This is a genomic window from Chryseolinea sp. T2, assembly GCF_037203685.1.
Lineage (GTDB): Bacteria > Bacteroidota > Bacteroidia > Cytophagales > Cyclobacteriaceae > Chryseolinea.
Genome location: NZ_JBBCAU010000002.1, coordinates 103,765 through 124,137, shown reverse-complemented (window position 1 = coordinate 124,137; position 20,373 = coordinate 103,765). Strand labels below are relative to the sequence as shown.

Sequence of the window (20,373 nt, the reverse complement as noted above, 5' to 3'; positions counted from 1 at the left end):
TCCCACGGAGTTAAAAACGAGTCCCGCACATAGCGGCTTAATGCGCTGCTATGTGCGGGACTCATTTTAATTTTACATTTAGAGTTTTGCGGTTCAAACGCAATTGGATAAATAAGAATCAATTGCGGCCGTCTCTACTCAATCATCAACGGGCTGCCTTTCTCTCTTAATAGAAACCTTTGCCAGCGGCCCTACCTGTATCGGCACCTTTTCTATTTCAATATTCGCCGCCTCAAGCCCGTACATTTCCTCTGTGGGCAAACTGAATGACTTAATCATTCGATAGGTAAGAATGATAAAACGTTCGAATGCAGAGATTACACTATCCGATGAGGCCCAGGTATGCAATGATATGAACTTGAAGTCACTCATCATGCTATACTTTTGAAGCGCAGGATAGGGACTCGTTAGATCTATCTCCCCCGAGTCGGCCAGGTCGTGAATAACTTTATTAAATAAAGTGCTCACGCGATGTGGCTGTTTGAATCCAAGTTTGAAGCTTACAAAAAAGGCGCGCTTCGGAATAATGGTCTCGACCTTATATCTGCTCGCAAAGGGACTATCAACTGTCTCCACGTGTACAAACCAATATACATCCGCCCTTTTGGGCCTTTTGCGGAAAACAGAATATATAATGTTACTGTCGATATAGTTTTTGCTGTCGGCAACGGCGAGATATACAAGATTGGTTGCCTCCTTGGGAACGGTGTCGTCTTCCTGCAGATCTTTAAGCATGGATTGATAGTGTCGAAGGTCCACGAACTCTGTGTGTCGTTGCCTGAGAATACGCGCCTTCAAAAAAATGAACATCGGGATAAAGTACAGAAACGCTATCAGTACCGTAAACCATCCGCCATGCTCAAACTTGTGCAGATTTGAGGCAAGAAACATTCCTTCAAGTGTAAAGAATCCAATCGCCAGCAGCACCGATCTGAACCGCGACTGCTTGGCCATGGCAAAATAGAACACCAGCAACGAAGTCGTCATCAGCATATTTACCGTGATGGCCAGACCATACGCTCCTTCCATGGCTGCAGACTCCTTAAAGATCAGCACAGCAGCAATGCTACCTACCATCAGCGTCCAGTTCATCTTCGGCACGTAAAGCTGTCCCATCGACGTGCTTGGATAAACGACGCGTGCAGCCGGCCATAGCTTCAATTTCATGGCTTCGTTAATCAACGAGAACGTGCCGGAGATTAACGCCTGGCTGGCAATTACAGTGGCCAGCGTAGCAACCAGGATCCCTGGTACCAGGAACCAGTCCGGCATAATTGCATAAAAAGGAATCTGATCTTCGAGGTAATTGCCTCGCTCTGAAAGCAACCATGCAGCCTGACCAAAATAATTTATAAGCAGACAGATCTTCACAAAGATCCAGCTCATCCGGATATTCTGTTTACCGCAGTGACCAAGATCAGAATAGAGTGCCTCTGCTCCTGTCGTACAAAGAAATACAGCACTGAGCAACACGAACCCATTCGGATAATTCAGCACCAGGCTCCAGGCATAATGAGGATTTAGCGCCTTCAGTACGCCGGGATTATGAATAAGCTGATAGCCACCGAGTACGGCAAGCATGATAAACCAAACGGTCATCACCGGACCAAAGGTCTTGCCCACTACCGCTGAACCAAACTGCTGAAAAAGAAAGAGGAGCGTTAAGATGGTGAACACAATGAGCACCGTAGGCACATTGGGATAAATTAATTTAAATCCCTCCACTGCTGAAGTAACGCTAATCGCGGGTGTGATAAAGCCGTCAGCGATCAGCGTGCAGCATCCGATGATAGCTGCATAAATCAGCCACCGTGCGTTGAACTTGCGCACCAGGGCATACAAGGCGAAGATTCCTCCTTCACCCTTGTTGTCGGCATTCAGCGCGAGATAGATATACTTGATGGACGTAATCAGGGTGAGCGTCCAAAAGATGCACGATACGCCACCCAGCACCAATGCATCCGTAATGGGCCTGTCGCCCACGATGAATTTCATTGTGTACAACGGAGACGTGCCAATGTCCCCGTAGATGATTCCGATAGCTACCAGAATCCCCGCCCAGGAAAGTTTATGCTGATTGTCTTTCGAGTCCATTAACGTCGAATACCACCCTCAGCTTGTTGGACACAAACGGTTGCATCGAATTCCATATATGAATATAATTCTATTGGCCTGAACTTACGTATACAGCCTGTGAATTTGTTGCAATGAACCAATTTCTCCCGATAACAGACATTAAGGAACATGAAAGTTAACCCGCTGAGGCCCGGCAATTAAAATTCCATCGGCATTATGGCATGCCTTTTTCTGACTCGTTCATGGTCACCGGAATTTATCAACCTTAAAAGCTATAGCCATGGACACGACCCAAATTGCCAACAAACTTGTCGACTACTGCAAGCGCGCGGACTGGGAAGGGGCGCACTCGGAATTATATTCATCTGAAGCGATCAGCATCGAACCATTCGACACACCTGAATACGGTAAGGAAACCAAAGGTTTGGCTGGCATCAGAAAGAAGGGAGAAAAGTTTGATTCGACTGTAGAGAAATACCATCACATCGATGTATCCAGTCCACTTATTGCAGGAAATACAATAGCGTTTACATTGACAATGGATATGGAAATCAAGGGTAAAGGCCGGATGAAGTCTCCTGAGCTTTGTGTTTATGAAGTAAAGGACGGAAAGATAGCCTCGGAAAGATTCTTCGTTTAACACAGTCTGTTTGAGTTCAACGGAGCCTCACTTTTACCTTTTACATTTATTTTACATTCAGAGTTTTACATTTTGCGGTTAAACCCACTAAATGAAATCTACAGGATCACCTCGCTTTACTTACAGGAATAAGTACCTCCACGCGTGTGCCCACCGCGTTGCCATATCTGTCCTTCAAATCAAGTATGCGTATTAAACTGCCGTTTCCATTTCGGTCCAGCATGCGCAGACGCTGTTCCGCCAGGCGAATTCCCGCCTGCTCTTTTCCTTTGGTGTGGTGACCGGACAATTGCTCCGCGCGCTCCCTACCCACACCGTTGTCTTCGATGGTGCAGATCACAGCTTCCCGTTTTTCCTTTACGTGAATACGCAGATGACGTGACTCTCCTTCTCCCTTATGCGCCAGACCATGCCATAAAGCGTTTTCAACAAAGGGTTGAAGGATCATTGGCGGCATCATCACGTCATCACCATCAGCCAGGCGATCAACGTTAATCTCAAAGTTTACTTTCTCGTCCATTCGGAGCTGTTCCATCTGAACATACGATTCTATCTGCATAAGCTCGCTGTCCAGCGACACTCGTCCATTTTCCAGGTTTTCAAGCGATAGTTTCAGCAACCTTGAAAGTTTACTGAGATACAATGAGGCGTTCTTATTATCTCCGGCCAGTATAAGCCGCGCCACAGACTCCATGCTGTTATACAGAAAATGAGGATTGAGTTGCGTGCGAATCATGGCAAGTTGCATCTGTAACTGCTCGTAGCGCGCGCTTATATCGCTTAAAGATGATGAGGTGTCATGAATTGTATTCTTCGACCATGCTCGCTGTCTTAGGAGATACACAGTACCTGCCGTAATCAGACCAACAAGAATAATGACAATAATGACTGCATTTCGAAGAGTATGCTGACGTGAAAGCTCTTTGTCCGTCAGTTGCTTCTCCGTAGACGTAATCTGTGCCTGTCTTGTTTTGCGGGCGGCCTCACGGCGAAACTGCTTGTCGCGGTCGGTTTGTACAATGACACTGTCCTTCCAGGCATCGTATTGCTTACGATAGAAAAGTGCCTGTTCCAGACGGCCAGATCTTTCATACACCTCTGCAAGTCTGCGGTTTGCGTTTCGGATATCAGACGCCGAGTTTACTGCACGCGCCCTGCGCAACACGTCTTCAAATTTCGTTAGTGCAAAAGAATTGTCGCCATTGGCAATATCTACAACGGCCAGGTTATACGTTGCTGCTATGATACCGGTTTGTGAATCAATGTCTCGCGATATACTCAGCGATTCCATGAGATACGGCACAGCCTCATTATAGTCGCCGGCTGCAATCATCACCTCTCCTATATTATTGAGGTCGATAAGAATGTCCTCGCGAAAATCATTCTTTCTGTGAAGAGCGAGTGATTTATAATAATTGGAAAGTGCCAGTTCCTCTTCACCACGTTCTTTGTAAATGTTTCCAACATATCCCAATGCAAGGGCCGCACTTGCGTCATCGCCATTCATCTCATATATGTATAACGCGGCATTGTAATTTTGAATCGCCTTTACTTCATCTTCGAGCTCCCTGTACGCGTTGCCCAGGTTGAGATAACACGAAGCCATCAACACCGTGTCCTTTAACACACCGTACATGTCGAGGGCATTTTGAAGGTTTCTTACTGCTTCATCGAATTGATCTTCACTATAGTCCAGTAATCCAAGTTGCATATGATATGCTGCAGATGAACGGGGATCATCAACGTACGCAAGCTCGCGTTTCATTCTCTCGAGAGCATCACGGGCACCCGACAGATTACCATTATTATCAAATGTGCGTGCAAGGCGCATATAAACCTTTACCAATTGTTCGTGGTCACTTTTACTTGCACGCAGTTCAGAGGATCCGGGAACAGACGACAACGCGGAGTCGAGAAGGTCTTCGGTCGTTTCCATTTCGTAGGCAGGCACAGATTGCTGAGACACCGGCAAACGCGGCGTATCTGCATCGGGCTGACCGATGGCACGTATGGTGAGTACAGCCAGAAGAAGCGCAACTACGACAATTCGGTACATACGGGGGTATCCGGAACTTGCAAATTAAAGGTTCCGAGCCGGGCTACCGATGATTTAAGTCTTTGTGTTTCGACCATTTACGTCATGTAGGCTAACGTAAATCTTAACCCGCATGAAAGCACCTGAAAACCAACATGTTATCGCTTTCAAAATGGGACAGAACGCCTGCGAGCCTTTGCTGCAGAGCAATTTTCTCTTAAAAACGAGTTGCGAAGCGATCGAAACGCTGATTAATGCGATTTTTACAATCCTTATTTCAGTGACGAGGTGTGTATCGTCTTTACATATTTGCCGTTTGAAACAGCCCTTCCAGCAGCCACACCGTTGAGTATCTCCAGCAATTGTGCACGCTTGCCACTTTGGTTATCGCCTTCAACAAACGACGCTACGGTCTTCCCGGGTGAATTGTCTTTCAATGCTACCGTGTGGTATTTAAATGATGAAAGGTCGCTGCCAGTACTTGGCCTGAAGGAGTCCATACTCGTTATGATTTCAGGATTCGGTTTTGGAGATGTCGTTATGCCGACAACCTTCAGCACCGTACCCTTTGTCAATTTTATCCAACGCAATTCCGCGGAACGCGAATTGTCACCAACCTGGATTCTATACGCACTAAGACCATTTCGGGTATACGCTTCTTCCTCGAGAATTTTCTGCCCGCTCTTCTTCAACTTTTCAACGGTCTGTTTCGCCGCTTCTTCAGGTGTCGCATCCGTGGTGTCTACGGTAACAACAATGGCAGCCTGTTTGTCTTCGGCAATCAATTCAAGTGATGATGGCGAGTTTTGTGCATACCATCCCGCCGGAAAGTTGAAATACAGGCCAATGGCCGGGTGAATGAAACGACCGCTGTCGAGAATTCCCTCCTCCGGATTCTGGCCGTACACGAGCCCCTCTATCACCTTCATGTCCGTGCCTTCAAAATATGGAGTGCGTTTGAATCCCTTTTTCTCCAGTATTTCAGTCAGCTTCTCAACCCGTTTGGTAGTCATTGGGTGATCAGTAAAAATGTTCTTTTCCATCGGCTTTCCGGAAATGAACTCCACGTAAGTGGTAAGCCGTTCAAGCCCATCAACAAGTCCGTAAGGTTTATAACCCGCCTGTATGGCGACGCCAACTCCATGCTCATCAGCTGCCGTCTCCTGGCCGCGACTGTATGCAGCAAGTGCCGCCTTCGATGCAAAACCAACAGGTATGTTAAGGAGATCGGCAACTTCCGGCGACGCCAGGGTTCCTACCAGGCGAATAGGCAGTTGAAGTATAGCAGGCACAATCCCCGCCTTCATGCGCTTGGTTGAGTGCTTAAGCACAACGTGCGACAATTCGTGGGCCATTATTCCAGCCAGCTCATCAGGAGTATTGACGATGGCCAATAGGCCACGCGTGACATACACATAGCCGCCAGAAGTAGCAAACGCATTTGGTTCAGGAGTATCTACGAGATAGTACTTCAGTGGTTCAGACATCCCCAGATATTTCTCCATTGAATGTCCGATGGCTTCAACTTCCTTCAACAACTGTGCATTCTGATAAATGCCCATCGTCTCCTTAACCATCTTAAACGTTTGTGCTCCAATATCTTCTTCCGAATTCTTTTTCTGAGCGTAGGTATCAGTGATGACAATAGCAACGGCTATGCAGATGGCAAAACGTAACATAGTGGGGGTTTTGAGAGGAATATAAATAAATATTTAAAGCTAAGAAAGTGCCTGCGGCGCTGGTCCGGCAGGTCGCGACCGATCTTCGGGCAAAGGAACAAACTCGTGATTGTCATTTGGAGGCAATATAATCCGCCCCTCCTTCCAGTCTGCTTTCGCCTGCTCTATGCGTTCCTGGCGCGAGGACACAAAGTTCCACCAGATAAACCGGTCACCAATGTGCGCTCCGCCCAATAGCATCACCGTTGTCGGCTGCTTCGCGAGAATAACGGGCTCAGCATTCTTACTGAATACTACCATCTGCCCGGATACATAAGACCTGCCTGAGACTTCAACTTCACCTCGCACGATGTAGATCCCACGCTCTTCATGATCTGAAGGCACAGACATCGTTGCCCCTTTTTCAAGCACCACGTGCAGGTAAAAAAGCGGCGAATGCGTCCTGACATTACTTTTCAGTCCGAACGCCGTGCCGGCAATCAAACGCATCCATACTCCGCTATCCGTAAATATGGGCAACTGGTCCGGCTTGTAGTTGTTAAATGAAGGGTCCGCCTCTTCATCCTTCTCAGGAAGTGCAACCCAGGTTTGAATCATCTCCAGCCCGCCCGCAAGCGCAGAGGGATCTTCAAATCTCTCAGAATGTGAAATTCCCTTGCCTGCAGTCATCCAGTTTACTTCTCCCGGCAGTATCTCCTGTTTCACTCCAAGACTATCGCGGTGCGTAACCTTCCCACCAAACAAATAGCTTACTGTAGACAATCCAATATGCGGATGCGGCAGTACATCCATGTTATGAACAGCCTGAGGCTGAAAGGTTACTGGCCCGGCGTGGTCCATAAAAATAAAAGGCCCCACCATTCTTCTCTGTCTGAAAGGAAGTATCCTTTTAACACCCATTCCCTCTGCTATTGCGGCCGCGCGCGCTTCAATAACTATATCAATCATTCGGCGAAGGTATTAGAATTCTTACGACAATAATGTTAAGGTTTCTTTTGCTGATCCAGTTCCTGCCACGTCCACGGTTTGTTACGCCCTTTAAACTCTTCCCTGATCTTAGCAACCTCCTCAGGCTTTACCAAAAGGAAATTAACAAAGCCTTCATTCGGCGTACCTGGAAATGGATTTTCCGACATGCCCATATCGTACCGAACAAAGCTCAAAACAGATGCAATCCACTTGTCATCATTCATCCCCATCGACACCATGTTCTCGCGATATGTCTTTCCATTCACCGGTCCTGTGAGCCCATGCAACAAGATTCTGATCAGCGCGTCCTTCTTACCCATATAACGCATGAACTGTCCGGCCAACGGTGGGGCTATTTGTGTCGGCACTCCCTTGCCTCTTTCCCCATGGCAAGTCGCACACAGGGAGTTGAAGATCGCCGCTCCTTCAGTTACCATCACGCGCTGTTCGGGCTTGAGCGCCCCAAGCTTAGCCCCGAATTTTTTTACCTCTTCGTTTCTCGCAAGACTTTGTACGGTTGCATCGATCATCGCATTGTCTTTGTTCTTCTCAATGAGATGAGCACCAATTTCCTTTGCCGCAGGCGATGTACTGTTGGTTAGGGAAAGCAGCAACTGTATCCGAACATCTGCATCTGCATCATCTTTAAGTTTGTCAAGTTCAGTAATTATCTTCTCATCGTTTTTTTTCAGGAATGCATCGCTGATCCAAACGGCTGTCTTGCGCACATTGGCATCCTCATCGTGAAATGACTTTATCAGAACATCCTGGTCAATCGCTTCAAGTCCGGACAACGTCCACAGCGCATGAATACGTCCCAGGTGTCCCGGCTTCTCATTCAGTGGTCCTTTGTTTCCAAGTGCAATCTCCTTTAACGCCGGTATTACAGACTGATCGTTACGAAGTACAATCTCTTTCTGTGCATTATCACGCCACCAGCCATTCGGATGATTCAGGTATGTGACAAGCTGCGATGTCGGTTCATTAAGCATGTTTGGCTTCGGACCCCGGCCCATTCCATCATACGTCACACGAAGTATCCTTCCATGCTGAATGTTTTTATCAAGGCCAAGGCGCAGGATTTGCTTTCGCAGGTAACTTCCCTCACCGGTCCACGTGCCTTCCTGGATAATACCCCGGTCCATATCGACGATGTAAAGACAACCATCAGGTCCAGTGTAGGTATTCACCGGGCGAAAGTTCATGTCCCAGGAGGCAAGGAATTCTTCATTGTCGTAAACATTTTCCAACGTCCTTTTCCCATTCGTATTCACAACCTTTGCCCTCCGGATCATCCGGGCAACAGGCTCTGCGATGAGATAGTCATTCACAAGGTTAGAGGGTAGATGATCGCCCCGGTAAATGGATTGACCATTGGCCGCAGTAAAATGATTCAACGTAGTGTCAGGACGAATACGGGGCAGCCCGCCCTGAACGTCTGGAGTTTTTACGATTGGCCAAACCTGTCCAAATACTGAATCCACATAGGCATCGTTGAATTCAAGTTGCCCATAGGCAGGATTGATATGAAATCCGGAGCCGGCATTTTCCGCTCCTCCCCTTGCGTAAAAGAGACGACCATAGTTATCGTGGGTCAATCCCCACTGACCATTCGATCCGCTTAAAAGAGAATCAGCTGTTAATTGATTGTTTCTATATTTGAAACGAACAGGGTCTACCGTAATGTATATATAGTTGTCGAGGTTCCAGTCGAGTCCGCTTCGCTGATGTTCGAGATTTCCAAATGCGCGTTTGCCTGGATGATACACTAACCTCTTCTCATCTGCAACGCCATCGTTATTCGTGTCCTTGTATGCGTAGATATCATAGGTGTCGGTTACGTTCACCAGCAGCTCGTTGCCAACTGCGAGTATCATGCGCGGTAGCATGAGCTTATCGATATAGACGGTACGCTTGTCCATGCGGCCGTCATTATCGGTGTCTTCAAGCAGCAATATCCTGCTGGTGGCCACGTGCTCGCCGGTAGTATCTACGCTTTGCATGTACGTTTCCATCTGCGTCACGAACATGCGACCATTCCCGTCCCACGATATGGCTACAGGCTCGTTGAGCATGTCGTCATCAGCAACCACTTCAACATGATAACCTTTCGGCATGCGGAAGGATGAGAGACTTTCCTCGGTATTGAGATACGTTGGAGTCGCATCATTTTTTACTGTTCGGGGAGTTTTGAACCCAGGCTCCGGTGATGCTTTCTCCTCAGATGGTGCAGTCCGGCAACCACTGAGGAATGCGATAAGCAACACCGTAAACAGCGTTGTTGCAATCCAGCGATACGACAAATACGAATATGAAAGAATGGCACTCATACAATGATTCATTGTGAGTAACCAATTTAACGAACCCTGTGAAATAGACAATCTAATTTACGCGGCGCATTTAAGCCGCGCTTACAGGAGGCCACACAGGCGGATCAAGAGCTGGGCAATGCTCACGAAGGACGACGGCCGTGTTCTCCAGGTCGTCCGTTGCCGGCCGTACTCTTCTTCTTTGGATTGAAGTAACGACGCTTCTTTGGTCGTCCGGAAGTATCACCTGCCTTGTTCTGACTATGTCCCGGCTTGGTCTGTGAACTCTGACCTGATTTGTTCTGTGAACTATGACCGGAATTGTTCTGTGAATTATGGCCACTCCTATGTTGAGGATTGTATCCTCTCTCGCCCCTGCCGCCACCTTCGGATTGATTCTGCCGTTCCCTTTGGAGCGATACCACCTGCGCCGTTTTACCATTGGCATTAACAGAACTGCCCCCTTTGGTAAAAGGATGACTTACCACTTTTATATCACGCTTGATAAGCTTTTGAATGTCTTTCATCAAAGACTTCTCTTCATCATCACAAAACGACAGCGCAACACCCTGCTCCCCTGCCCGGCCAGTACGGCCAATGCGATGAACATAGGTCTCTGCAACATGCGGAATTTCGAAGTTAATAACATGAGAAAGCTTATCAACATCAATCCCCCGCGCCGCTATATCAGTAGCAATGAGCACACGCGTCTTTCCGCTCTTGAAGTTCGTTAATGCTGTCTGTCGCGCGCCCTGTGATTTGTCGCCGTGTATAGCCAGTGCGTTAATACCTTCCTTGCTTAGAAACTTCGCCACCCGGTCCGCACCATGTTTCGTTCTCACAAACACAAGCACAGAAGGAATATCCTTGGTCTGTAGTGTATGCAACAATAGCTTGCGCTTTTCATCTTTCGGCACGAAATACAGTTCCTGCTGTATTGTCTCTGCCGTTGATGATACTGGTGTCACTTCAACCCGCACCGGATTGTTCAATATCGAATTGGCAAGATCACGGATCTCACCTGGCATTGTTGCAGAAAAAAGAAGTGTTTGTCTTTTCGTCGGCAGCTTGGCAATCACCTTCCTTACATCATGGATAAAACCCATGTCGAGCATGCGATCAGCCTCGTCCAGCACGAAATATTTTACATGCTGAAGATTTACCAACCGTTGATTGATAAGATCCAGCAGGCGTCCAGGTGTTGCAATAAGCATATCAACTCCATCGCGAAGTGCTTTTACCTGCGGCACCTGAGATACTCCGCCGAACACAACTGTATGCTTAAGCCTGAGTAACTTTCCGTAGGCGGAAAAACTATCCGCAATTTGAATCGCCAGTTCACGCGTTGGAGTTAGAACCAATGCCTTGATTCCGACGGGTGCTTTCTTGTATAGCTCGTCTTCATGCAGGAGCTGAAGCACCGGGAGCGCAAACGCTGCCGTCTTTCCAGTACCGGTTTGTGCACAACCCAGCACATCGCTTCGCTTGAGCAACAACGGAATTGCCTTTTGCTGAATAGGCGTCGGCGCAGTATAACCCTCCGCCTTAAGGGCTTTTGTTAATGGCTCTATGAGCCCGAGATTTTCAAATGACATTAAATACTTTCAGATCTGTAAAAAATCAAAAACTGTAGGGCAGTTTGGATAGGTAAAGGGTGCAAAGATGCCCAAAAAATCCCGAATGATCGCAGGCCCTTATTCAAAAACTCTTTTCCCATATTTGGTTAAAGGATCATTTATCCAAAAATGGATCAAATTGATCTGTCTGAATGACGTGACGCAATCGAAACATGTGCATCAAAATGGCGGAAGTTGAATACACATATCTCGGCGACAAACAAACCGATCCTGCACGAAAGAAAGTGCAGTGCTCCGCCGTTAAAGATCTAAGAGGTAAATGTATTCGTGGGAAAAACGGCAACTTTCTGGTGCGTTTTGAGGACGGCACCAAATCAGTGGTCATCGGAAGGTTGCTGCGAAAGGTTTTGCACGAGTAGCCAGGCATTCTGTTGACTTCATGCCACACCGTTGGTCCGGCATTTGTAAGTTTGAAAACGGAATAACCCAGGTTTTAACCCTTCATCATTATTGGCAGTGGCTACTGGTTTTCTGGCACGATGATGATTGTGAGATTGTATAGTAACCGCACATATATGGAAAGCAAGGAAGAACTCTATCATCATGGCGAAAATCCGTTTTACTTCGAGGCCTTAAATGACAAGATGTGCACGAGGGTGCTTTTCGCATTAGAGGTGCTTCGGTTGCCCTATACGCGTGTGCCTCATGAAGATCATGGTGTGCGGGCCTTAAGATTCTATGTTCAGGACAGGCCGTCGCTTATCTCACTTCACAAATACCTTGACGAGTCACATCCTTCTATCGAAAAAGGTGATGGTTCGGGAAAGTATGAATTAGTGTACGAGAATTCGTTTATCTGATTATTAGTCGTGAGTCCTTGGTCGTGAGTCCTTGGTAATGTGTCGTTAGTCCTGAATCGTTAGTTTAATGTTGGTTTTCGCTTGATCGCGTACCTTTCCACTTAGCATATTCCATTCGCATACAATGGCCGCAGGGGCGATATCCCATCCGCACTGCTTCAGCATAGGATGAAAAAAATACGCGGTTCGATTGCTTCATTCTCTTACCGGAACGACACGATAATAAACCGTAAATCTTCAACTGCCTGTTACCAGCAAGCGCAATAGAGCCCGAGCGGATCAATTTTCTCAGGTCACGTTCCGCTATCTCTTCGTGCGGTATCATCCCTTTCAAGGTTGTGTCCGTTAATTAAAGCAATGACATCCAACAAAAAGAAAGAGGGTTGCCGAATGACAACCCTCAGTCCGATTTAGGTTAATGAAGAGTCTTCAGGCGATCGCTCCCAATTCCTTGGTACGATCGAGTTTTGTTGCGTTTTTGATTTCTTTCTTCATCGCCGATTTCACGTCTCTTCTCAGAGCCTTCTCTGCGCGCGACAATGCCTTGCGTGTCTTGCGCGACGGCTTCGATACGCGAAGCTGCTGCATTACTTCGGAAAGGGCTTTATTAACACTGGATTTGATTTCGGCTTTAACGGTCTTTTTCATAGGGAGGAATTTTTTAAGGCCTCAAAGATATCCTATGTTAATTTAAGGTTAAATACCTTAACATAAACTTAATATTTCAGCATCTTTTTGCGACGATAAGTCACTGAAGTCCAAGATTATGAAGAGAAATATGGCGCAACAACCAATGCCCCCTCCCTAAAGAAATCTGAAGCCTAAACGCGCTCCCAGCACAAATCTGGTTTTATTTGATAACTCCTCGTTTGGTGCAAATGGCCTCCAGTGAGGGCTATCATCGAAATACCTTATGTTCTCACCCACTGGTCTGGCTTTATAGGAGTAATTAATGTTACGAAACGCAATGCCGGAATTGATATCGAAAAAGAATCTCCGGTTATGCTTCCAACCCGGAAACATCAGCATGCCGAATTTAATTGCTGGCCCCATTTCCTCCACATGAACCGGATAAGTTACGGACTGATAATAATCACACATCCCGGTGTCGCAATTAAATCCGACAGTTTCTGTCCTGTTAAAACGAATACTGTGATAGTAGTACTCGCCCGATATATAAAATGGAACCATTGGCGATGGATGAAAGTAATAACGCAATTCAATTGCTCCGCGAAATCCACGTTTATCTTCGTAATCCAATGGATTCTCATAAGAACGAATTACCCAACCTCCCTCGTATTGAATTCCAAAATCCCGAAACAGCTTTTGCTCCAGTGAAAATTGCACCGACGGATAGAAATAAAACAGATGAAGCAGGCTCCATTTAACAGCAAGGTTGGGCTGCGTAATCTCGCTGGTTATAGGCGCACTACGGCCACCAGTATTGGCGTCCGCCTGTGCATGGATAGCCGTTGTTGAAAAACAGCATAGCCATACCGTTACTCCAATAATCCACCCTATTCTAACCGAACGAAACATCTCCAAATTATTTTGACCCTGATGACTATTGAATTGCTATGGTACTCAGCTTTCGTATGTTGTTCCGATCTGTGTAGTCGTACTGTATAATTCCATTTTTTCCCGTCAGCACCAGAAGCCCCGATTTTGTGATCACATCGTATGCATCAACATCCTGGTAGTCTTTCAACAGCTGCAGGTTCTTGGGGTCAGTTACATTAAATACTTTCAAACCGTTCTCACCTTCGCATACAAACAAAAGATCTCCGTCAATACCCAGGCCGTAAGGCGACTCGAGTGCGTACGAAGAGACAAGCAGTGGCTGTCTGACATCTTTTACATCAACAACCTCCAGTATATTGACCGAACTAGGGCGACAACTTGTGGTTCGCAGCGTGACAAATGCAAGCGTGTCCTGAACAACGACAGGATCACAACCAACGAAGTGGCTATGCTGTGACATTAAGATCGGATTTGAAGGACTCGAGATATCAAGTATAATCATTGCCTCGTTCGTCCCGATATACAATCTGTCGCCCATGGCCGCGATGGTTTCAACACCAGGGCCAAGGCTCACTTTATTTACACGTGATATTGCGCCGCCGTCCATGAACTGATAGACGTGTAATTCTTCGTTATCAACCGCATACAAATGCGTCGGCGATGTAGCGAAGCGCGCCAGCGATCCACCTTTGCCGGTGAGGTTTGCCTCAGCACCATCTTCACTGCAGCCTGATACGATTACCAGAATAAATATGATCATGAAGGTGGCACTGGCCAGGAAAGATGAATGCCTTCTAAAGAAGATAGCCACGCTATTCACCAATGAATGAATTCCTATAACTCGTTTCATCAGTGAAAACATTTTGGATTGTTAAGAGTCGCCAGGCGCCAGCCTTTCACTGCACCCCTTTCGGGGTCGACGCAGGCAAAGTATCGCATGCCTTCGGGAGGCAGGTTCATTGTCCATTGGGCCTGATGAATCCGGCTGATCTCTTTTGGTGCCTTCAGGTCGTGCACATCCAGTGCGACAAGATCACCGAGGTGATCCGCATACAACACATTGTTGCGAATGGCGGAGTCGACGTTTCCCGGAATGCGTAGAAATCCAACTGCTACCGGATGCGCGGGATCGGCATTGTCAAATATGTGAATGCCCTCAAAGCGTTCGTTCACTAACAACAAGGTACCGTACAAGTAAATCTTGCCCGGCTCATGAAGCTGTCGTGAGGGCTCGAACGCAATCTCGGTTTGGGAAGGGTCAGCGTATATGGGTTCGTAACCTTCCACAACTCCAGCAGGGAACGAAGGCTTGTAGGGCGGGTCATCGTAATAACAGCCCTGAAGCAGCAAAATCCCAACGATGAGGGTAAATCTATTCATAGGTAACTGGGTATCATAGGTAACTGGGTAGAGATCAACTCAAAGCGCAACGGCTAACGGTTTTCAGTTAATTGACACTCCCTGGGCGCTTAACGTTGGAACGATTTACCATATTGTTTTCGCTCACGCCGCTTATGTGAAATAGCCAGCAGCAAATTCACATTTCGCTAATTTAGCAGCAAAATCCGTATTCCTCATGATCAAGTCGCTACTGGTCCTTGCCTTAGTAAGCTTTTCGGTTATTCTGCAAGCACAATCTCAAAATTCAGCAACCGACGCACTGACCGCTGACTTTCATCGCACGCGGCGTGATGAGTTACGTCGCATCATGCCCGCAAAATCTGTGGCCGTCTTCTTCGCCAATCCTATAAGAAACAGGGCGGCAGATGTCTCCTATCGCTACCACCCGGATCCAAATTTCTTTTACCTCACCGGCCTCCGTGAACCCAACGCCGTATTGCTTGTCTTCAAAGACATGCAAACGATCAACAATGAAACATTCAACGAGCTGATATTCGTTCGTCCACATCAGGCACTGAAGGAACTCTACGACGGTGACCGTCTTGGAAAAGAAGGCGCCCGCGATCAACTGAAGTTCAAGGTTGCTTATGAGGGAACTGCATTCAAAACTTATCCGATCGATTTCTCTGCATACGACAAGGTTTTGTTCTACGACTTTCAGGACGATGTAAGAAACTCGCCCGAAGAAGCCGACCTGTACGAGCTCATCGAACAGTTCAAACAGAAAGTAGGATATCAGAAAAAAGAACTGAACGTTGCTATTGAACCAAAGAAGAATAACATCGATCTGGTAGGTCTCGACTTAATGATGAAGAAACTTCGCGGCATCAAAACGAAAGAAGAGATTGCCCTCTTAAAGAAAGCCGTTGATATCTCAACAGTAGGGCAACTGGAGGTGATGAAGTCTATCCGACCTGGGATGTCCGAAATGCAGATCCAGGGCTTGCACGAATTTATACACAAGAGCTACAGCGCGGCCGATCAGGGTTATGGCAGCATCGTTGGTGCGGGACACAATGGATGCGTTCTTCATTACGTAGACAATGAGAAGTCATCTATCGAAGATGGCGAACTCATTCTCATGGATGTGGGTGCCGAGTACCGCGGTTACACAGCCGACATCACCCGCACGATACCCGTGAACGGCAAGTTCTCAAAAGAGCAAAAGACCATATACGACCTTGTATATCGTGCGCAGGAAGCTGCCCGCAAAGCGTGTAAGGATGGCGTTGCATTCAAAACCCTCGAGCAAACAGCAAACACAGTCATCAACGAAGGACTGGTCCAGCTCGGAGTTTACAAAAGCACCGACAAGAACGACATGGTTGATCCGGCAACAGGAAGAAATCGCTACAATCCCCATGGCTGCTGCCACCATATCGGTCTCGACGTTCACGACAAGGGTGAATACGATTTGCTCAGGGAAGGAATGGTCATCACTATCGAGCCTGGTATTTACATTCGGAATAACAGTCCCGCCGAAAAGATGTGGTGGAACATTCCTGTTCGTATCGAAGACGACTTCCTCGTACAAAAGGATGGCTGCGAATTGTTGTCAACGATGGCCCCGCGCAAGAGCGAAGACATCGAACGCGTAATGCTCGAACCCAGCGCACTTGATGATCTGAAACTTCCGGATGTTGGAATTAAGAAGTGAAACATTTCCGATCAATCAGGAATTCAGATCCACTGCATGTTAGTCTTATGTTTTCATTTTATTTCAATTCATTTGCAATTCGCTTTTTGCCGTCAACACCAGTGCAGGACATGGCCGTGATCCTGCATATGCAGCTGCTGCATGACCCAAATATAAAACGCTCCGGATTATCACTTTTCAGTTACTTGCAGCTACATGGTGTTAACTGCAGATACTTGCCGTTAAGCAGAGGAATCGTTAACCCACATCGTAGTGGATCCTATGCGCTGAGCCTAATGAAAGCATGGCAAACCTTAGAGGAAGCTTAGAGAAAGTCTACAGAAAGCCTGGACAAACCTTAGAGAAAGCCTACAGAAACCTTAGAGAAAGTGTACAGCGGGCCTACGGCTAGCAGCCGGCAAGCATCCGTCTACCATATACTCAGAGGCCACAAAGTTAAGACAACGCGGCCACCGGGTTAAACCAAAGTGGCCGGAGCTATTTCACCACCGGAAACGCCACCACACGCACTTTCGTACATCCATACGGAATCAATACGATCTCTTCAACCGTCGGCGCGACTTCACCGCGATACAATCCAAACCTTTCCGTTACCGGCTGGTACGCAACGCCATCAATGGCCTTCCATCCAGGGATCTTCTTCGCTGGTGCAACGATAGAGACAGGCGCATTCTGCTGGTTCCATACAAATGATGAAGGCATTGCCTTAGTCGTCACCTTAAGCTGCTTCGGGTCTTTCACCACCGACTCCAGTATTCCATAGTTCCAGTCAGTCGTCGGGTAAATGCTGTAGTAGTCACCTTCAGTTGCTTCATTTCCCTTCTCCCACTTTTCCCCAACCTTCAGGGCATAAACCAACGGACCGCGTTCAATAGCCCGCGAGTTGCGTCCCCAGGTCGTGGTTGCAACGTCCATAGGCAAATGCAAACTGACTTTATCGTGGTTCTTCCACGCACGCTCCAGCGCAATAACTTTTCCGCCGGCCTCTTTGCGCAGCTCCTGCCCATTGATACTGATCACTGCCTCCCGGCACCACGTCGGAATTCGAAGATGAAACGGGAAACTCGCCTGCTTCTGCACTTCAATCTCAAATTCAATCTTATCCGCGAATGGATAATCCGTGCGTTCATGAATGGTGACATCCTGGTTGCCAACTTTTGTCTTTACATCACTCGGACTGTAATGAAGCGCTGCCAGTCCCCCATCAGGCGTGCTGTACCAAAGGTGCGAAGTGAACTTAGTCCATCCCTGATGCATGTTCGCCGTACAGCAGGTGTATCCGCTGCGCAAGCCAAACACGTTCGTCATTTCCCGATCAAACGGCAATGAGAAATCAAACACTCCCCGCGACACCTGCACCTGGTTGGCGATCTGAAAGTACTGTTTCATGTTGTAGTCGTCCGTGGTCTGCGTGGGCAGTGCATTAAACGTCATACGCTCCAGCGCATCCATGTATTGCACGTCGCCACTAATGCCGATAATATTTTCAAGCGAGAACATGGCCTCAACAATCGCACACAATTCAACGCCCTGGGTAGGCGCATTGCCATGGAGGTCCTCATCACCCGAAAAGATACCCATTGGCAGTCCATGCAATAACATCAGGTCATTCCAACCTGTCTTCAGCGACTCAAGATATTGAGGATCACTCGTGCGCTGATAATTGATTGCGGGCGCCTTCAACGCCATGCCTACATTCACCGCGTGACGCGTCATCCAGGCCTTGTCTCCCTGATAAGCAGCAGCATTCATAACCCAATTGCGATCACCCAACCACTTACTCCACGCAAATGACTGCCCGTCGATTTTCTTCGCCAGCCTCAGCAGCTTCTCATCCTTCGTGATGGAATAAAGCCACTGTGCAATCATCACATTATCCGAACCCCTCGACGTAGCCCACTCGGTCCATTTACCTATGGGACATTTATCGAGCACATTTAACTGATAGTGAAAGTATTTTGTCATGAACGGAATCACTCTCGGGTCCGCTGTAGCCGTGTAAAACTGCTGGAGCACCTTCAGCATGATCATCCTGGGCCACCAATCTTCCCCGGACTCACAGTTGTTTTCTGTTATTTGAATTCCCTTATCGCGTTCGTCTTTCGTGATGGGACCAAAATACCCCGATGGTCTCTGATGATCGAGCGTCCAGTTAATGTACTTCAGGACCTTGTCTTTCAACGCAGCATCATTGAGAAGAAAAGCAAGTGGCACAGCGCCGTCGAGCCAGTATGGAGTTTCTTCCCATCCATCACCCTTGCCGCCTAGCCATCCGTTGTCTTTAGCTACCTTTGGATGAACCTCATCGAGATGACCACTGGAACCGCGCGACATGATCTGCAATTGCTGCTGTAACCAACCCTGTGGCTTAACAGCGGTTAGCGGAAGTTCACGATATGCCTGCTTCGCAAGGCCATTCTGGGCAAGAGTATTCAACGATGCCGCAACCAGACCGGCAACAACTAGTGACTTAATAGTTTTCAAGATCATTGGTTTAACGTTATCATAGTCTCTAAGGTGCCTTCGAAGGTGCTGGTAAGGGAACTCCTGCCTTTAAAGGCTCACCAAACACAGGCAGATCATTCATCCATGTAAACTTCTGTGCACGCGGCGAACGCTTATTGCCACATCCCTGTCCAGATTCATCATTAGCATGATACAATATCCAATCCTCCTGGCCATCCGGTGACTTAAAGAATGAATTATGTCCGGGTGCAAATACTCCATTAGCCGTCGACTGATTAAACACCGGTTTCTCAGATTTTTTCCACGACGATGGATCAAGCAAATCAGCAGATTTATCGGCCTGTAACATTCCCAATGCATAGAAATCAGTCCAGCATGCGCTCGCCGAGTACACAATGAAGACGTTCTTGCCATGCTTCAGAAACTGCGGGCCTTCATTTACATCCACGTGCGGCGGATCATTTGGATTGTTAAGATCCCCGTGTCGCTCCCAATCGAGTTCAGGCTTCGAAATTCTAACACGCCTGCCCCTGATCGTCCATGGATTTTCCATCTCAGCAATGTAGATGTCCTGCCTTCCATTTTTGTCTCCTTCCCATCCCGACCAAATGAAATACAGCTTACCATGATGCTCAAACACCGAACCATCAATCGCCCACTTGTCGTCCTGATCAGCAACCTTACCTTTGAAGTTCCATGTTCCGGTCATTGGATCTGATGAGCTGTTCTCCAATACGTACATACGATGGTGATCATTGTTTCCATCATCAGCGGCGAAGTAAGCATACCACTTCCCATTGAGGTGATGTATCTCCGGTGCCCATAATTGTTTTGAATACATGGTATTCGGCGGCGGAGTCCAGATGGTCTTTCTCTCAGCTGTTTTCAATTGCGACAGGTCCTTCGTCTTCCATATGTCTACGCGATTGCCAAGAGTGTTGGTGTAATAGTAGTAACCATCAACGTAAATGTTCCATGGATCGGGTCCGGAGGGCAATAATGGGTTCGTGAAGGTTGATTGTGCCGCGGCCACTGTTGCCAGCAGACAACTCACAGCACTGAGCAGTATGACCTTTGATTGCTTCATAATGAGGTGTTGATCATCGCATTTTTTATAATGAGGTTGATCTTTGCATTCCTGATAGTTGGAACAGTCCGCTGTTGATCATTCGGCCGCTGACAA

General features: G+C 47.4%; 17 protein-coding genes. 4 read left to right on the top strand and 13 right to left on the bottom strand.

Annotated elements, in window-relative coordinates; all coding sequences use genetic code 11:
• Window positions 1-138: 138 nt before the first annotated feature.
• Window positions 139-2,094 (bottom strand): KUP/HAK/KT family potassium transporter, encoded by a 1,956-nt coding sequence (locus WBG78_RS05470; RefSeq protein WP_337325379.1) that lies wholly within the window; start codon window positions 2,092-2,094, stop codon window positions 139-141.
• A gap of 262 nt (window positions 2,095-2,356) precedes the next feature.
• Here WBG78_RS05470 and WBG78_RS05465 point away from each other — a divergent pair, with 262 nt between their 5' ends.
• Window positions 2,357-2,716, top strand: coding sequence for a nuclear transport factor 2 family protein (locus WBG78_RS05465; protein ID WP_337325378.1), 360 nt, complete (start codon window positions 2,357-2,359; stop codon window positions 2,714-2,716).
• Between the two features lie 106 nt (window positions 2,717-2,822).
• Here WBG78_RS05465 and WBG78_RS05460 read toward each other — a convergent pair whose 3' ends face one another.
• From WBG78_RS05460 to WBG78_RS05440, 5 genes are all read right to left on the bottom strand, one after another.
• Window positions 2,823-4,772, bottom strand: coding sequence for a tetratricopeptide repeat-containing sensor histidine kinase (locus WBG78_RS05460; RefSeq protein ID WP_337325377.1), 1,950 nt, complete (start codon window positions 4,770-4,772; stop codon window positions 2,823-2,825).
• 251 nt (window positions 4,773-5,023) lie between these two features.
• Entirely contained in the window at window positions 5,024-6,430 is a 1,407-nt protein-coding gene (locus tag WBG78_RS05455) for a M48 family metalloprotease (protein ID WP_337325376.1), read from the bottom strand.
• Between the two features lie 39 nt (window positions 6,431-6,469).
• Window positions 6,470-7,378, bottom strand: coding sequence for a pirin family protein (locus WBG78_RS05450; protein WP_337325375.1), 909 nt, complete (start codon window positions 7,376-7,378; stop codon window positions 6,470-6,472).
• 35 nt (window positions 7,379-7,413) lie between these two features.
• Window positions 7,414-9,729 (bottom strand): DUF7133 domain-containing protein, encoded by a 2,316-nt coding sequence (locus WBG78_RS05445; protein ID WP_337325374.1) that lies wholly within the window; start codon window positions 9,727-9,729, stop codon window positions 7,414-7,416.
• Between the two features lie 122 nt (window positions 9,730-9,851).
• The gene (locus WBG78_RS05440; RefSeq protein ID WP_337325373.1) at window positions 9,852-11,303 is read right to left on the bottom strand and encodes a DEAD/DEAH box helicase; all 1,452 of its coding nucleotides are present in this window, start codon (window positions 11,301-11,303) and stop codon (window positions 9,852-9,854) included.
• A gap of 194 nt (window positions 11,304-11,497) precedes the next feature.
• Between WBG78_RS05440 and WBG78_RS05435 the strand changes: the two genes are divergently transcribed.
• Window positions 11,498-11,704, top strand: a complete 207-nt coding sequence (locus tag WBG78_RS05435) for a hypothetical protein (protein WP_337325372.1) — start codon at window positions 11,498-11,500, stop codon at window positions 11,702-11,704.
• A 156-nt stretch (window positions 11,705-11,860) separates the two neighbouring features.
• Window positions 11,861-12,145, top strand: coding sequence for a hypothetical protein (locus tag WBG78_RS05430; RefSeq protein ID WP_337325371.1), 285 nt, complete (start codon window positions 11,861-11,863; stop codon window positions 12,143-12,145).
• A gap of 64 nt (window positions 12,146-12,209) precedes the next feature.
• On the opposite strand, the gene WBG78_RS05425 is transcribed toward WBG78_RS05430, so the two are convergent.
• The 5 genes from WBG78_RS05425 to WBG78_RS05405 form a co-directional block, all read right to left on the bottom strand.
• Entirely contained in the window at window positions 12,210-12,470 is a 261-nt protein-coding gene (locus WBG78_RS05425) for an Ada metal-binding domain-containing protein (RefSeq protein WP_337325370.1), read from the bottom strand.
• Window positions 12,471-12,574: 104 nt separating this feature from the next.
• On the bottom strand, window positions 12,575-12,793 hold the full coding sequence (locus WBG78_RS05420) for a hypothetical protein (protein ID WP_337325369.1): 219 nt from the start codon (window positions 12,791-12,793) through the stop codon (window positions 12,575-12,577).
• 156 nt (window positions 12,794-12,949) lie between these two features.
• The gene (locus tag WBG78_RS05415; protein WP_337325368.1) at window positions 12,950-13,684 is read right to left on the bottom strand and encodes a hypothetical protein; all 735 of its coding nucleotides are present in this window, start codon (window positions 13,682-13,684) and stop codon (window positions 12,950-12,952) included.
• Between the two features lie 25 nt (window positions 13,685-13,709).
• Window positions 13,710-14,516 (bottom strand): LVIVD repeat-containing protein, encoded by an 807-nt coding sequence (locus WBG78_RS05410; protein WP_337325367.1) that lies wholly within the window; start codon window positions 14,514-14,516, stop codon window positions 13,710-13,712.
• Window positions 14,516-15,046 (bottom strand): hypothetical protein, encoded by a 531-nt coding sequence (locus WBG78_RS05405; protein ID WP_337325366.1) that lies wholly within the window; start codon window positions 15,044-15,046, stop codon window positions 14,516-14,518. Before WBG78_RS05405 ends, WBG78_RS05410 begins: the two co-directional genes overlap by 1 nt.
• Before the next feature lie 196 nt (window positions 15,047-15,242).
• Between WBG78_RS05405 and WBG78_RS05400 the strand changes: the two genes are divergently transcribed.
• Window positions 15,243-16,724 carry an aminopeptidase P family protein gene (locus WBG78_RS05400; RefSeq protein ID WP_337325365.1) on the top strand — a complete coding sequence of 494 codons (1,482 nt, stop codon included), beginning with the start codon at window positions 15,243-15,245 and terminating at the stop codon, window positions 16,722-16,724.
• A gap of 477 nt (window positions 16,725-17,201) precedes the next feature.
• Here the strand turns inward: WBG78_RS05400 and WBG78_RS05395 are convergent, their stop codons facing one another.
• Window positions 17,202-19,214 (bottom strand): beta-L-arabinofuranosidase domain-containing protein, encoded by a 2,013-nt coding sequence (locus WBG78_RS05395; RefSeq protein WP_337325364.1) that lies wholly within the window; start codon window positions 19,212-19,214, stop codon window positions 17,202-17,204.
• Window positions 19,215-19,236: 22 nt separating this feature from the next.
• The gene (locus WBG78_RS05390; protein WP_337325363.1) at window positions 19,237-20,277 is read right to left on the bottom strand and encodes a glycoside hydrolase family 43 protein; all 1,041 of its coding nucleotides are present in this window, start codon (window positions 20,275-20,277) and stop codon (window positions 19,237-19,239) included.
• Window positions 20,278-20,373 lie beyond the last annotated feature (96 nt).

What these genes read in the sequence shown, in the direction of transcription:
- WBG78_RS05470 (WP_337325379.1), bottom strand. Translation starts at nt 2,094, where the DNA reads ATGGACTCGAAAGACAATCAGCATAAACTTTCCTGGGCGGGGATTCTG.
- WBG78_RS05465 (WP_337325378.1), top strand. Translation starts at nt 2,357, where the DNA reads ATGGACACGACCCAAATTGCCAACAAACTTGTCGACTACTGCAAGCGC.
- WBG78_RS05460 (WP_337325377.1), bottom strand. Translation starts at nt 4,772, where the DNA reads ATGTACCGAATTGTCGTAGTTGCGCTTCTTCTGGCTGTACTCACCATA.
- WBG78_RS05455 (WP_337325376.1), bottom strand. Translation starts at nt 6,430, where the DNA reads ATGTTACGTTTTGCCATCTGCATAGCCGTTGCTATTGTCATCACTGAT.
- WBG78_RS05450 (WP_337325375.1), bottom strand. Translation starts at nt 7,378, where the DNA reads ATGATTGATATAGTTATTGAAGCGCGCGCGGCCGCAATAGCAGAGGGA.
- WBG78_RS05445 (WP_337325374.1), bottom strand. Translation starts at nt 9,729, where the DNA reads ATGAGTGCCATTCTTTCATATTCGTATTTGTCGTATCGCTGGATTGCA.
- WBG78_RS05440 (WP_337325373.1), bottom strand. Translation starts at nt 11,303, where the DNA reads ATGTCATTTGAAAATCTCGGGCTCATAGAGCCATTAACAAAAGCCCTT.
- WBG78_RS05435 (WP_337325372.1), top strand. Translation starts at nt 11,498, where the DNA reads ATGTGCATCAAAATGGCGGAAGTTGAATACACATATCTCGGCGACAAA.
- WBG78_RS05430 (WP_337325371.1), top strand. Translation starts at nt 11,861, where the DNA reads ATGGAAAGCAAGGAAGAACTCTATCATCATGGCGAAAATCCGTTTTAC.
- WBG78_RS05425 (WP_337325370.1), bottom strand. Translation starts at nt 12,470, where the DNA reads ATGATACCGCACGAAGAGATAGCGGAACGTGACCTGAGAAAATTGATC.
- WBG78_RS05420 (WP_337325369.1), bottom strand. Translation starts at nt 12,793, where the DNA reads ATGAAAAAGACCGTTAAAGCCGAAATCAAATCCAGTGTTAATAAAGCC.
- WBG78_RS05415 (WP_337325368.1), bottom strand. Translation starts at nt 13,684, where the DNA reads ATGTTTCGTTCGGTTAGAATAGGGTGGATTATTGGAGTAACGGTATGG.
- WBG78_RS05410 (WP_337325367.1), bottom strand. Translation starts at nt 14,516, where the DNA reads ATGAAACGAGTTATAGGAATTCATTCATTGGTGAATAGCGTGGCTATC.
- WBG78_RS05405 (WP_337325366.1), bottom strand. Translation starts at nt 15,046, where the DNA reads ATGAATAGATTTACCCTCATCGTTGGGATTTTGCTGCTTCAGGGCTGT.
- WBG78_RS05400 (WP_337325365.1), top strand. Translation starts at nt 15,243, where the DNA reads ATGATCAAGTCGCTACTGGTCCTTGCCTTAGTAAGCTTTTCGGTTATT.
- WBG78_RS05395 (WP_337325364.1), bottom strand. Translation starts at nt 19,214, where the DNA reads ATGATCTTGAAAACTATTAAGTCACTAGTTGTTGCCGGTCTGGTTGCG.
- WBG78_RS05390 (WP_337325363.1), bottom strand. Translation starts at nt 20,277, where the DNA reads ATGAAGCAATCAAAGGTCATACTGCTCAGTGCTGTGAGTTGTCTGCTG.